The following is a 12,737-nucleotide window of genomic DNA, read 5'->3' on the forward strand; positions in this document are numbered from 1 at the left end:
ATTATATTGCATTCAATGTAATTTTACTTGTAATTATAGTAACATACGAACAAAAGATGAGTTTTAAATAGGTCAATGATGAAAAGACAATTATCAGATTCTGAAAAATTACAAGTTCAAAAGCAACAAAGTGATCAAAATGGAATATTAAGATGTTTTATCTCGGGTGAAATTATTACATTAAATATTGATGATATTGAATATGATCATATATTACCCTATGCAAAACAAGGCGAAACTGATTTATCAAACATTCGAATTGTGAAAAAATATTATAATCGGAGGAAATCTGATCAAACATTGTATGAAGTTCGAGATAACTTAAAACTTGAGCAATTGTTTAATGCCAAGAAAAATAAAATTAAGTTACAAGATATATTTGAACTTAAAGATATTTCACACAAAAATATTTGCTTTTCTAAAAAAGACAATCAGATTGTAGTAGATGATGGAACTGATGAAAGGACATTTACTTTACTTTTTGATGAAATTTTAAAAGTTGGGTATTTTTATGGGCGCATTCCAATAAAATGGCTCGAAAATGATGATCAAGAAGGGTTGCAACCTAGGGTAATTGATTATAAAAGATTAATTTCTTTACGTAATCATTTGAAAGATCATCCACAGTTAGCTCCTTCTATTGCAAGGTTAATTGATCATAAGTTTAAGTTATTTGATGGACAGCATAAGCTTGCAGGACAAGTATTAAATAATATGAGTGAAGTTGATATTAAAGTTTATGTATCACCAGATGATCCTTTAAAAGCAAAAAAACTTTTTGATGACCTGATGATGACTAATCTTGAGGCTCATTCTAAACATAAGCAAATACCATTCTATACTTCAACTTTATTAGATCGTTTATCTGTCATTTATAAAGAAATGTTAGATGAATTTACAGAGATGAAAGCAGTAGGGCAGCATTCTGAGGAAAATTTCATTAAGTTTCTGGTTGCCGAAAAACAACAGAGTAAAACTGATGCTAAACAAATGCTAAAAAGTGCTATTATGGATAATGCTATTGAACTTTCCGCATTAAAGCCATTTATTGCTGAAGCATCAAAAGATGCTGCATATGCCTTGTCAATTGATCTACTTAAAAAAACAATTTTTTCAAATACATTATTTTTAGAACCATCTTCAGCAAACTTTAAATCTATTACTGATTATCGTGATTCAGAACTTGAAAACTTTAAGGAGCTAGCTTCTTTATTAGTAGATTGTGGTTATCTAAATCATTGGGTGCATAATATTCGTGGAAAAGATTTAACAAATGTAGAATTAAAGGCTCGTAGAATTTGGCATAAAGGTTCTGTATCAACTTGGTCTCCTTATTTGGAAAGTATTCTAGGTATGGCTTTTAACTTTATAACACATGATGAACGTAAGAAATTACTATATCGGGAAGTTATGAGTAATGATCAAAAAGAAAGGATTAAGGGATGTTTAGATAGATTATTTAATCATCCATTATGGGATGAACCTAAAGGCGATATTGATAATCTATTAGTATCATCAACAAAGCAAACAGATTTATTTGATAGAAAGGGTTTAACTGAATTTTATGTTTTAACTGGTCAGAGTAAATAATAAAAGAACTGAGTTAATATTAGTTATATTAACTCAGTTTTCTCAATATATAGTGATTTAAATCTGCTCAGGTTTTCCAAACAATTCACCAAACGCTAAATCAGGACGAGGCTGTTTCATAAAACTTTCACCAACAAGGAAAGTGTGAATATCATTGGCCTGCATCATTTCCACATCAGCAGGTGTGGCAATACCGCTTTCAGTGACCAACACACGAGAAGCTGGTAGCAATTTCTTTAAACGCAATGAAGTATTTAAATCCACATCAAAGGTTTTTAAATTACGGTTATTTACACCCAAAATGCATTGTTCAGACAGCCTTAAGGCACGTTCCAGTTCATCTTCGTCATGCACCTCAACTAATACATCCAGTTGATGTTCAAATGCTGTTTTAGACATTTCTTCTAGCTGTTGATCAGACAAACACGCCACGATCAATAAAATACAATCTGCATGTAAGGCTCGTGCCTCAACCACATTATAAGGATCAATCAAAAAATCCTTGCGTAAAGCGGGCAGGGCACAATGGTTACGGGCGATCACAATATTTTCATCGGCACCCTGAAAGAAATCCACATCAGTTAAAACAGATAAACATGCTGCTTCAGCTTGTTCATACTGCTGTGCAATTTCAGCAGGATTAAAGTCTGCACGAATCACACCTTTGGATGGTGACGCTTTCTTAATTTCAGCAATCACAGCAGGACGCTTATGCTGTAATGCATTGGCAAAACCACGAACTGGTGTTGCTTCTTTCGCCCACTGTTCAACATCTTGCAAGCTACGTTGTTTTAAGCGTGCTGCCAGTTCCTCATGTTTGCGGTCAACAATTTTACCTAAAATGGTATTTTGAATATTGATCATGAGAAATCCTTAGTCTGCCTGATATTGTTTCAATGTTTTGGTAAATTCACCCAGAATACTCATTTTTTCCAGGGCCTGTCCGCCATAGAGAATATCCTGCGCCAGCGCAACGGCTTGTTTATAGGTCTTGGTCATGCCTGCCACATAAATACCTGCACCTGCATTCAGTGCAATCATGTTGGCTGCTTTTTCACCGATTTCTGATTTGTTACGGCCCAAAGCATCCTTAATCAACTGCAAGCTTTCTTGTGAACTGTTCACAACCAAACCCGTCAGTGTCTGTGATGGAATCCCAACTTCATCAGGCGTCAGTGTCCATTCAGTAATTTCACCATCTTTGAGTTCAGCGACTGTGGTAGGTGCAGCCAGACTGATTTCATCCAGACCGTCTCTGGAATGCACCACCATGACGTGTACCGCACCCAACTGTTTTAAGACCTCAGCGATTGGAAGACACAGTTCATCTGAAAACACGCCAATGACAAAACGATTGACACCAGCAGGATTGGTTAAAGGACCCAATAAATTAAAGATACTACGAATACCCAGTTCACGACGTGGTGCAACTGCATAACGCATGGCTTTGTGATGATTTGGAGCAAACAGAAAACCCACACCCATTTCGCGAATGCAGCGTTCAGTCTGTTGCATATCCAGATCAAGTTGAATACCCATCTGTTCAAGTACATCCGATGAACCCGATTTACTGGACACACCTCGATTGCCGTGTTTGGCGATGGTCGCACCAGCCGCCGCAATCACGAAACTTGAGGCAGTGGAGACATTAAACAGGTTTTGGCCATCACCACCTGTTCCCACAATATCAACCAAATGGGGAATATCGCTGACATCAATCTTGATGGCAAACTCACGCATAATCCGTGCCGCCGCCGTGATTTCATCAATACTTTCGCCTTTCATGCGCAAACCCATCATCAACGCGCCAATCTGGGCGTCGGTGGCTTCACCCTGCATAATGCTACGCATGACATCTTCCATTTGCGGCTGGGTCAAATGAATGTTTTTGGTAATATGATTCAATGCCTGTTGAATGTTCATTTATGCATAAATCTCTAAAAAATTCTTAAAAATCTGGTGTCCATGCTGGCTCAGGATCGATTCAGGATGAAACTGAACTCCCTCAACAGCAAGCGTTTTATGTTTTACCCCCATAATTTCTTCAATCGTGCCATCTGGTTGATTGGTCCAGCAGGTCACTTCAAGACAATCTGGCAGTGTTTCCTGTTCAATCACTAATGAATGGTAACGTGTCGCAGCAAAAGGCGAGGGTAAATTGCTAAAAATACCCTTATTGCTATGGTGCATATCTGATAAACGACCATGCATCACGGTTTTGGCACGGATAATATTGCCACCAAAAGCCTGACCAATCGCCTGATGTCCTAGACAAACGCCCAGCAAGGGAATTTTTCCTGCAAAATGATTGATGGCTGGAATGGAAATTCCTGCTTCAGTTGGGGAGCATGGGCCAGGACCAATCACCAGATATTTAGGCTGCCATCGTTCGATATCCTCTAATGTGACTTGATCATTACGAACAACTTTTACTTCCTGTTTCAACTCGCCAAAATACTGAACGATGTTGTAGGTAAAAGAATCGTAGTTGTCGATCATCAGAAGCATGACTTTAACCTTTTGAAAAATGTACACTTTATTGTGTTGTGATCTTAAATAAATCTATCAGCTTGTCTTATTTTTTAATCGCTATAACGAATAAAAATATTCACTCATGATAGAGGAAAATAATCATAGCAAAAAACAAATGGGCAATGCTGAATATTTCGAGTAATGATGATTTGGATGAGGATAAAAACGTGTAAACAAAAGACAGAAAAATGCAGAATAAACTTTTTTAATTTAAGGGTTTAGTAAAAAATGGGATACCTAAATTGAAAGTCGAATTGAATTGATTGGAATCAAACTGAAAAGAATGATATAAAAAGCCAATTTATACCATCCAAAGATGGCGTAATTGGCACTACATTGGTTCTTTGTTATATGTTTTGCGCTGTTTTGGTTCATTGTGTCTGTTTTGGAGACGAGCTGAGGTGGAAATGTATAAATATGGTGCATTTGTGAAAGCAAACATTATAGTAGACATGGGACATGGAGCTTAAAGCATTTTTTCTGCAAAGAATTTCAATGTTTTAGGTATGCTTTAAAATTGTTGGTATGGTAATTGCTAATTATATATCAACAACTAACACGCACTTAACAGGTGCACAAAAATTTCATTGGAGCAAATGAGCATGGCGAACAAGGTCCTTCAACTCATCAAAGAAAGTGGCGCAAAATGGGTCGATTTTCGCTTTACTGATACTAAGGGTAAAGAGCAGCATGTAACTTACCCAGCTGACACCATTGATGAAGATACCTTTGAAGACGGTAAAATGTTTGATGGTTCTTCAATCGCTGGTTGGAAAGGCATTGAAGCGTCTGACATGATCTTACGTCCAGATGCTGAAACAGGTTTTCTTGACCCGTTCTTTGCTGAGCCAACAGTTGTTGTAACTTGTGACGTAATCGAGCCATCTACTGGCCAAGGTTACGAGCGTGATCCACGTTCGATTGCTCGTCGTGCTGAAGAATATTTAAAATCTACTGGTATCGGTGATACTGCATTCTTTGGTCCAGAACCAGAATTCTTCGTTTTTGACGAAGTGAAGTGGGATATCGACATGTCTGGCGCTCGCCACACATTGATCGCTGAAGAAGCTGCATGGTCGACTGGTAAAGATTATGAAGCTGGTAACTCTGGTCACCGTCCACGTGTGAAAGGCGGTTACTTCCCAGTTCCTCCAGTTGATTCTCATCAAGACATGCGTGCTGAAATGTGTGCACGTATCGAAGACATCATGGGGCCAGGTCGTGTAGAAGTACATCACCACGAAGTTGCTTCTTGCCAATTAGAAATTGGTGTGAGCTTCAATACATTAGTTCGTAAAGCGGACGAAGTTCAACAATTCAAATATGCAGTTTGGAACGTTGCGCATCAATATGGTAAAACTGCTACATTCATGCCTAAGCCAATGGTAGGTGATAACGGTTCTGGTATGCACGTTCATATGTCTATCTCTAAAGATGGCAAGAACCTGTTTGCTGGTGATGAATATGCTGGTTTATCAGAAATGGCATTGTTCTTCATTGGTGGTATCATCAAACACGCGCGTGCATTGAATGCAATTACCAACCCTGGTACAAACTCGTACAAGCGTTTAGTTCCACATTACGAAGCTCCGATTATGCTTGCTTACTCAGCACGTAACCGTTCTGCTTCTATCCGTATTCCTTACGTTTCTAGCCCTAAAGGCAAGCGTATCGAAGCACGTTTCCCAGATCCATTAATGAACCCATACTTAGGTTTTGCGGCATTGTTGATGGCTGGTCTTGATGGTATCCAAAACAAGATCCATCCAGGTGAAGCTGCTGACAAGAACTTGTATGACCTTCCTCCTGAAGAAGAAGCAAAAATCCCAACAGTTGCTCACAACTTGGAAATGGCGATTGCTGCGCTTGAAGCGGATCATGAGTTCCTGTTAAAAGGTGGTGTGTTCACTAAAGAAATGTTAGATGCTTACATCGAACTTAAAACTGAAGATGTACGTCGTCTTAATACGACGACTCACCCAGTTGAATTTGATATGTACTACAGCCTGTAATACATCCAAAATCAGAAAAGTCCGCTTCGGCGGACTTTTTTTATGTTTCTGTTTCAATTTGAATTTCATACATTTTTAATAAAAAATTCAGGTAAACTAATCCCGATGTTTTTAGTGAGCCAAGCATGCGAAATTTACGACCAAACAGAACAAGGGAACAACAGCTTCCTGCTGAATTAAAAAAATGGTTGTATGCCTCAGGTTCACTCACTCAACAACTGACAGATTTGGCAGGTGGTGAGTTTCATGTTGAACGCATTAAAGAACAGTACCAACGTTTAACACTTGCGGATAGTCGATGGATGAAGATGCCATACCATCACCTTGCATGGGTACGAGAAACCAATTTATATGGTTGTGAAGAACAGGCATGGGTAAAAGCTAAAAGTATATTTCCAATTCTAAGTCTGCAAAAAAAAGCCCGTTTGTTTCAACATATTGGTAATAAGCCGATTGGCTGGTTTTTATTTCAAAGAACCAATCCAGCTTGTGAAAGACGTGTGATTCATCTGGAAGAGGGCTGGACACGACAAAGTTGCTATACTTGGCATGGCTGCAAATTTATTGTGCAGGAAACATTTCTGCCAGCGTTTGAACAGTTTATTCGTCAGCATTGACTCTAAGGAATCAGCATGGAAACAGTGCAACACACCACATGGCGACAACGTCTGCAAGCCTATTATTATCTCTGCCGTTTTGATAAGCCGATTGGTACGGAACTGGTATTTTGGCCCACCATGTGGGCGTTGTGGATTGCATCCAAAGGTATTCCTGATTTAAAAATCCTGCTGGTAATGACGCTGGGCGTGATTTTTATGCGTGCAGCAGGCTGTGCCATTAATGACTTTGCCGACCGTAAAGTCGATGCTCATGTAGAACGCACCAAAACCCGTCCTTTAGCCACAGGGATTATTCGTGCCCGTGAGGCAGTTTTTGTATTTTTGGGATTGGTTGTGGCCAGTGCCTGTCTGTTGTTGTTCTTGCCTTTAGAGACTTTTTATTGGTCATTTGGTGCATTGTTTTTGGCGTTTATGTATCCTTTTATGAAGCGCTATACCCATTTACCTCAGGTATTTCTGGGTGCTGCATTCTCATGGTCAATTCCCATGGCCTATACCGCAGTAGGGCAAACACCTGATTTAACCTGCTGGTTTTTATATTTTGGCAATTTGGCGTGGACAGTGGCTTATGATACACAATATGCGATGACTGATCGTGAATATGACCTGAAAATTGGGGTGAAATCGACGGCCATTCTGTTTGGCCGTCACGATATCCAGATTATTGCTTTGTTACAGGCAATTAGTCTTGGATTGATTGGTACGGCATTCTATCTGGAAAATATTCTAATTCCTTTTGGGCTGATTGCATTGCTTGTGGTTGCGGCAGATTTTATTTATCAGGCGTTCAAAACAAAAGATCGGAACCCTCAAATCTGTTTTTGGGCATTCCGTCACAATCGTTGGGTTGGAATGATTATTTTTATCGGAATTTTTTTAGAATTCATAAGCTGAAATAATGAATGAATAGAAAAGTGTCCTATGCAGGGCACTTTTTTATATGCCAGCTCAATAAGCCAATCAACTATAGAAAAAGAGTCTCTTTATAGAGGCTCTTTTTTGTTATATTGTTGCACTCCTTGAAGCTTGCAACTTAAGTTGGAATAATCCATGGGTCAAAAAACTGTTGAAAAAAAGTCGATACCTTGGTTGTTGATGGGTTTGGGTTTGGCAATTCCAATTTTTATTGTAGGTATGGCATTTCTTGCTGCAAAGAGTGATGCGGAAACAAAGAAAAAATATGACCAGCAACATGCTGAAATTGCCAAGAAATTCGAAGAGCAGAAAAAGGCCGAGCAAGCTGCAAAAACAGAGCAGTAATGTTACGCATCATTAAATCAGCGAATATCCATCTGTAACTGTTTAATGGATGGAATTTGCGTATAACGTTGTACCCGATAGCCTGCCTCTTTCAGCATACGGTCACGTTTTTGGTCTTCCAGTTCCTTTCCAATATGGCTTGGATCATCAAGTTCAACCACCGCAATAACCCGCATTTCCTGATCTAAAATAACGAAGTCTGTGACCTTGCGATTGAACTTGCTGCGGATATTGTAATGCTCGCTTGTAATCAACGCACTAAAGGCAACCTGAGCCAATACGTGGTAATGGGGAAATGCCTGTTTTAGCCGTAGGAACATTTGTGATTCAAATGCGGTAATGACAGGGCGGGGAAAGAATTGTCGTTTGGGTAAAAAAGAACGTATACAACTGATGAGAAGTAGTGCTGTGCTGATACAGCCAATCAGTACAAAAATGAATTGATTCGATGCAAACATATTCTGATTAAATTACTCGCAAGAAAAAACCCACTCAAAAAGAGTGGGTTTTTAAAATCTTGGCTCTCCCACCTGGGCTCGAACCAGGGACCTGCGGATTAACAGTCCGTCGCTCTACCGACTGAGCTATGGGAGAATCTGAGTGCCATTATAGGTGGCTTTTAAAATCGGTCAAGTTAAAAATGTCATGTTTCTTTCATTTTTATATCGTATGCTTTTTATTTGCACAATTAAGGTGAAATGGCATAAATAACTTGAACTTTAATCAAGTGATTGCTAGAGTCAAGATAGAAAGAATGTTTGGATATTGATCTAAACAGTGTGGATTTAACCCAACTTGCCAGCACTAAAATGGCTAAATCGGAGATCAAAATGACGACTCATTGTATTCAATCTATTTTTTCAAATTTTTTCTTTTATCAACAAAATTATCTCTAGATTATTCAGAATCCTGAAAAATATTACACAGTAGTTGAAATTGCTTAATTGTCTGTTTTCACACATTTACCTAAGACGGTCTAATTCTATAATATGGCCAGAATGAGATGATCTTTGATCAATATTTTATGGTTTTATAAGATGATGAACTTGCTAAATACACAGCAGGATAGACATAAAAAAGAAGCTTCATTAAGAAGCTTCTTTTTAATTTACAGTATGATTATTTCACTGCTTTTTCAGCTTCAATTGATGCGATCGCCGCATCTACACCATCAATTGAGTCAGCTGCTTTCTTGATACGTGCTAAAGCATCCACTAGAACTTCATCAGCAGTTGCGTAAGAGATACGCATAAAGCCACCTAAGCCAAATGCATCACCAGGAACAACTGCAACGCCAGTTTCTTCAAGTAACCACTCAGAGAATTCTGTGCAAGACTTCATGCCTTTTGCACGAATCAATGGACGGATGTTTGCATAGGCATAGAACGCGCCATCAGCAGGGAGACAAGAAATACCGTTGATTTCATTTAAGCCATTTACCACCAAGTCATGACGGCGTTTAAACGCTTCAATCATTGGTTGAAGAACGTCTTGTGGACCATTCAATGCTGCTTCTGCCGCAACCTGTGAAATTGAGGTTGGGTTAGATGTAGACTGAGACTGGATGTTCTTCATTGCGCCAATCAATTTTGCAGGACCAGCCGCATAGCCAATACGCCAGCCTGTCATTGCATACGCTTTTGACACACCGTTAAGCACAATGGTACGGTCATATAAGTCTGGAGCAATTGTTGCAATGTTGTAGAACTCATCTTCCCAACGGATTGGTTCGTACATGTCGTCAGAAGCAATCAATACTTGTGGATGGCGACGAAGCACATCAGCCAAAGCTTCTAGTTCAGCCTTGGTGTAGATCATGCCTGTTGGGTTTGATGGACTGTTAAGTACCAATAAACGTGTATTTGTTGTGATTGCAGCTTCCAATTGTTCAGGTGTGATTTTGAAGCGTTGTTCTTCACCACATTTTACGATGACTGGCGTACCCTCAGCAATGATCACCATGTCTGGATAGCTTACCCAGAATGGCGCAGGGATGATCACTTCATCACCTTTGTTTAACAAGGCTAGTGCCAGGTTAAAGAAGCTTTGCTTACCACCACAAGACACCAAAATCTGGTTTGCTTGATAATCTAAATTATTGTCACGTTTTAATTTTGCAATAATTGCTTTCTTTAAGCTCGGAGTACCGTCTACTGCTGTATATTTTGTAAAGCCTTTGTTAATCGCTTCAATTGCAGCATCTTTGATGTGTTGAGGGGTATCAAAGTCTGGTTCGCCTGCACCTAAACCAATCACGTTTTTACCAGCAGCTTTAAGCTCGGCGGCCTTGTTTGTTACTGCAAGTGTAGGGGACGGTTTGATGGCATTGACACGATCAGAGAGACGTACGTCCACGGCATTATTCCTTCTTATGGGATTGAAAAATAAAAAGCAGGTTATCTTAGCTTAAATCAAGGTTATTGTGGTCAAAACTTGCCTTAATCGCATAAAAAGTTACCAAAATATAAGTTGTATGAAAGCTTTGGTTTTTTACATATTTTATTTTTATAAAACTGACAAAAATCCATTACAATAGCGACTAGAAATTTAGATTTCGAGAGAATTTCAATGAGTACGCAACAACCAAAAGCCAAAAAAGCTTTGGTGAAATTACCATTCCCGATGCCATCTGCTCAAGATGATTCTGAGGACGTGGCGCATAATCAGGTTCGCCCAAAGCCTGAACAATATGCAGACCGAACCTGGATGCCACCACGCGGTACACGCCGTTCGATGGGGAAACGCTAAAAGAAAGCCAATCAGTTGATGATTGGCTTTTTATCTTAATGGCGTTTGCGGTTTACTGGATGCTGTATTTCCAGTTCACCACGCCAGAGTTTCATGAAATCATATTCATCAATATCATACAGTTCCATTAAGGCGATAATCACGCCAACAAAAATCATCGCACCTTCGGAATTACTTTGGAAATTAAAAATCTTCCCATTCAGTTTGCTTAAAATATCAGTGATTTCATGTTCACGGCCACGCCCATAGCGATCACGTGGATAAAGCTCTTCATTTAAAATAACGAGTGCAATTGCTTTTTCCGCAGCAGATAAATGGGTTTTATCTAAAGCCTCTTCAAAGGATTCATAGCCGTGATTGAAGTAAAAAATGACTTCGTCATTAATAAAGGCATGCACTGTTTCGGCTGTTAAATTGGGAAATTGAGAAACAGCATCTTCTTCAATATAAGGACGAAATGATTCAGGAAAAATCACATTGGAATGAATCCCTTTAAATAAAGGGGCAATTTCAGAGACTTTATAACCTGCAATACCACAACCCAATGCTGTTAAAAAGTATTTCATTTTTGGATGGTTTTTGGCATAGATTTTAAAATCATCTACGTAATGCTCAATTTGTGATAGTGGCATTTGCTGTAAATGTTCATTGAGTGTTGGAATCGCAAAACTTTGTCCAGCCCAGCCACGTCCCACACCTTTGACTGCGGCAAAATGTTGTGCTGCCACACGAGCTGCACCACTGTCGTGTGTGCCAGCTAAGTTACTGCCAAATACAAAAACAGTATCTTCGGGCAGTTCGGTGACAATGCTTTCATCATGGTATTGGTAAGACATATTGTTATCATTGAAATAGAGTATACATTCATGTTGCAGTTGATTAGGCTGATGGTCAAGTGCTAAATGTAAAAGTTTTATGTTATTGTTGAAAGATAACAAAAACAGTGTGATAGATGAAAATGAATCAATCCAAAGCAGGGAATCTACTTTATACCAATGGGCGTATTGTACAAAAAGGGGATTTTGCCTTAATGAGTTGTCGAGGTTTGGATGCCTATTCACCTTTACATTTTAAATATGGTTTTATTCCTATTCAAATTGCTAATTTGGAATATGATAAAACAGGTAAAAAAATAAAAAGAATCCCTTTTATTTCTGAACAAGGTGAAGAAAGGTCTTATGGATATGCCATAGATGATTTCAAGGCAAAAGGAACAAAGACTTTACATTATATTGACCATAGCACAAACAATATGCAGGATTATGTGGTTTATTATCTTGCTGAATTGGAAAAATGGCTGAAAAATGATAGGGATATGGACGCTGCATTGGCTCTGGCAATGTATTATTCAAACCATGAACCAAAAGATCAGGATGAACAATATGTTTTAAAGATCAGAAAGAAAGCAAGACAATATTTTGAATTGGCTAGCCAAAATGGTCATGCCATTGCCAGTGAATATCTAGCTCGTGAACATGGTTACTATATTCTCTTTCAGCCGAGAGATCGTGTTGAAAATAAGGTGTATTTAGAATCTGAAAAAAATTTATTTTTTGATTATCTGATTAAAAGTGGGGAACAAGGATTTGCTGAGGCACAATTTAAACTTGGCATTAATTATGAATATGGAAGAGAGGGTTTTCCTCAGGATTATAAGAAATCAGTCTACTGGTATCATGAGGCTGCTCGACAAGGCTACCCGAGGGCGACTAATAATTTAGCTGATAAATATGAGCATGGATTGGGTGTTGCACAGGATTATAAAAAAGCGATTGAACTTTATTTATACGCTGCACAATATAGGATTCCTGAAGCCATGTTTAGTTTGGGAAATCTTTATTTGCAAGGTAAAGGGGTATTGTGTGATGTCATTCAGGCTCAATTATATTTTCAACAATCAGCACGTTTGGGCTATGCCCCAGCAAAAAGAAGTCTTAAAGCACTAGATATTGAACGTTGAAAATTGTTAATTCGA

General features: G+C 38.7%; 13 protein-coding genes and 1 tRNA gene. 7 read left to right on the forward strand and 7 right to left on the reverse strand.

The window, feature by feature from the left end; all coding sequences use genetic code 11:
* Window positions 1-78 precede the first annotated feature (78 nt).
* Entirely contained in the window at window positions 79-1,590 is a 1,512-nt protein-coding gene (locus F973_RS01825) for an HNH endonuclease domain-containing protein (RefSeq protein ID WP_004759653.1), read from the forward strand.
* A 57-nt stretch (window positions 1,591-1,647) separates the two neighbouring features.
* Here F973_RS01825 and trpC read toward each other — a convergent pair whose 3' ends face one another.
* Genes trpC through F973_RS01840 form a run of 3 tightly spaced genes read right to left on the reverse strand, consistent with a single transcriptional unit; the run spans window position 1,648 to window position 4,098 of the window.
* Entirely contained in the window at window positions 1,648-2,454 is an 807-nt protein-coding gene (gene trpC, locus F973_RS01830; RefSeq protein ID WP_004759654.1) for an indole-3-glycerol phosphate synthase TrpC, read from the reverse strand.
* 9 nt (window positions 2,455-2,463) lie between these two features.
* Entirely contained in the window at window positions 2,464-3,513 is a 1,050-nt protein-coding gene (trpD, locus tag F973_RS01835; protein ID WP_004759655.1) for an anthranilate phosphoribosyltransferase, read from the reverse strand.
* Window positions 3,514-4,098, reverse strand: a complete 585-nt coding sequence (locus F973_RS01840) for an anthranilate synthase component II (RefSeq protein WP_004759656.1) — start codon at window positions 4,096-4,098, stop codon at window positions 3,514-3,516. It abuts the gene before it with no gap.
* A gap of 620 nt (window positions 4,099-4,718) precedes the next feature.
* On the opposite strand from F973_RS01840, the gene glnA reads away from it, so the two are divergent.
* The 4 genes from glnA to F973_RS01860 all read left to right on the forward strand — a co-directional run bounded on the left by glnA (window position 4,719) and on the right by F973_RS01860 (window position 8,014).
* The gene (gene glnA / locus F973_RS01845; protein WP_171062288.1) at window positions 4,719-6,134 is read left to right on the forward strand and encodes a type I glutamate--ammonia ligase; all 1,416 of its coding nucleotides are present in this window, start codon (window positions 4,719-4,721) and stop codon (window positions 6,132-6,134) included.
* A 125-nt stretch (window positions 6,135-6,259) separates the two neighbouring features.
* Window positions 6,260-6,751, forward strand: coding sequence for a chorismate--pyruvate lyase family protein (locus F973_RS01850; protein ID WP_004678044.1), 492 nt, complete (start codon window positions 6,260-6,262; stop codon window positions 6,749-6,751).
* A gap of 15 nt (window positions 6,752-6,766) precedes the next feature.
* Window positions 6,767-7,648 carry a 4-hydroxybenzoate octaprenyltransferase gene (gene ubiA, locus F973_RS01855; protein WP_004759658.1) on the forward strand — a complete coding sequence of 294 codons (882 nt, stop codon included), beginning with the start codon at window positions 6,767-6,769 and terminating at the stop codon, window positions 7,646-7,648.
* Window positions 7,649-7,804: 156 nt separating this feature from the next.
* On the forward strand, window positions 7,805-8,014 hold the full coding sequence (locus F973_RS01860) for a hypothetical protein (RefSeq protein WP_004759659.1): 210 nt from the start codon (window positions 7,805-7,807) through the stop codon (window positions 8,012-8,014).
* A 17-nt stretch (window positions 8,015-8,031) separates the two neighbouring features.
* On the opposite strand, the gene F973_RS01865 is transcribed toward F973_RS01860, so the two are convergent.
* From F973_RS01865 to F973_RS01875, 3 genes are all read right to left on the reverse strand, one after another.
* Window positions 8,032-8,472 (reverse strand): DUF2726 domain-containing protein, encoded by a 441-nt coding sequence (locus F973_RS01865; RefSeq protein WP_004759660.1) that lies wholly within the window; start codon window positions 8,470-8,472, stop codon window positions 8,032-8,034.
* A gap of 60 nt (window positions 8,473-8,532) precedes the next feature.
* A tRNA-Asn gene (locus tag F973_RS01870) sits at window positions 8,533-8,608 on the reverse strand.
* Window positions 8,609-9,133: 525 nt separating this feature from the next.
* A complete protein-coding gene (locus F973_RS01875; RefSeq protein ID WP_004759661.1) occupies window positions 9,134-10,369 on the reverse strand; it encodes a pyridoxal phosphate-dependent aminotransferase in 1,236 nt (411 codons plus the stop codon).
* Window positions 10,370-10,582: 213 nt separating this feature from the next.
* Between F973_RS01875 and F973_RS01880 the strand changes: the two genes are divergently transcribed.
* Complete coding sequence (locus F973_RS01880) at window positions 10,583-10,762, forward strand: hypothetical protein (protein ID WP_004678032.1); 180 nt, start codon at window positions 10,583-10,585, stop codon at window positions 10,760-10,762.
* A gap of 35 nt (window positions 10,763-10,797) precedes the next feature.
* On the opposite strand, the gene F973_RS01885 is transcribed toward F973_RS01880, so the two are convergent.
* Entirely contained in the window at window positions 10,798-11,598 is an 801-nt protein-coding gene (locus F973_RS01885; RefSeq protein WP_004759662.1) for an A1S_2505 family phage non-structural protein, read from the reverse strand.
* A 116-nt stretch (window positions 11,599-11,714) separates the two neighbouring features.
* Here F973_RS01885 and F973_RS01890 point away from each other — a divergent pair, with 116 nt between their 5' ends.
* Window positions 11,715-12,722, forward strand: coding sequence for a tetratricopeptide repeat protein (locus F973_RS01890; RefSeq protein ID WP_004759663.1), 1,008 nt, complete (start codon window positions 11,715-11,717; stop codon window positions 12,720-12,722).
* Window positions 12,723-12,737: the final 15 nt, after the last annotated feature.

The sequence above is a fragment of the Acinetobacter sp. CIP 102129 genome, assembly GCF_000368305.1.
GTDB classification, from domain to species: Bacteria; Pseudomonadota; Gammaproteobacteria; order Pseudomonadales; family Moraxellaceae; genus Acinetobacter; species Acinetobacter parvus.

What these genes read in the sequence shown, in the direction of transcription:
- ubiA (WP_004759658.1), top strand. Translation starts at nt 6,767, where the DNA reads ATGGAAACAGTGCAACACACCACATGGCGACAACGTCTGCAAGCCTAT.
- F973_RS01850 (WP_004678044.1), top strand. Translation starts at nt 6,260, where the DNA reads ATGCGAAATTTACGACCAAACAGAACAAGGGAACAACAGCTTCCTGCT.
- F973_RS01890 (WP_004759663.1), top strand. Translation starts at nt 11,715, where the DNA reads ATGAAAATGAATCAATCCAAAGCAGGGAATCTACTTTATACCAATGGG.
- F973_RS01825 (WP_004759653.1), top strand. Translation starts at nt 79, where the DNA reads ATGAAAAGACAATTATCAGATTCTGAAAAATTACAAGTTCAAAAGCAA.
- F973_RS01885 (WP_004759662.1), bottom strand. Translation starts at nt 11,598, where the DNA reads ATGTCTTACCAATACCATGATGAAAGCATTGTCACCGAACTGCCCGAA.
- F973_RS01840 (WP_004759656.1), bottom strand. Translation starts at nt 4,098, where the DNA reads ATGCTTCTGATGATCGACAACTACGATTCTTTTACCTACAACATCGTT.
- glnA (WP_171062288.1), top strand. Translation starts at nt 4,719, where the DNA reads ATGAGCATGGCGAACAAGGTCCTTCAACTCATCAAAGAAAGTGGCGCA.
- F973_RS01865 (WP_004759660.1), bottom strand. Translation starts at nt 8,472, where the DNA reads ATGTTTGCATCGAATCAATTCATTTTTGTACTGATTGGCTGTATCAGC.
- trpD (WP_004759655.1), bottom strand. Translation starts at nt 3,513, where the DNA reads ATGAACATTCAACAGGCATTGAATCATATTACCAAAAACATTCATTTG.
- trpC (WP_004759654.1), bottom strand. Translation starts at nt 2,454, where the DNA reads ATGATCAATATTCAAAATACCATTTTAGGTAAAATTGTTGACCGCAAA.
- F973_RS01880 (WP_004678032.1), top strand. Translation starts at nt 10,583, where the DNA reads ATGAGTACGCAACAACCAAAAGCCAAAAAAGCTTTGGTGAAATTACCA.
- F973_RS01860 (WP_004759659.1), top strand. Translation starts at nt 7,805, where the DNA reads ATGGGTCAAAAAACTGTTGAAAAAAAGTCGATACCTTGGTTGTTGATG.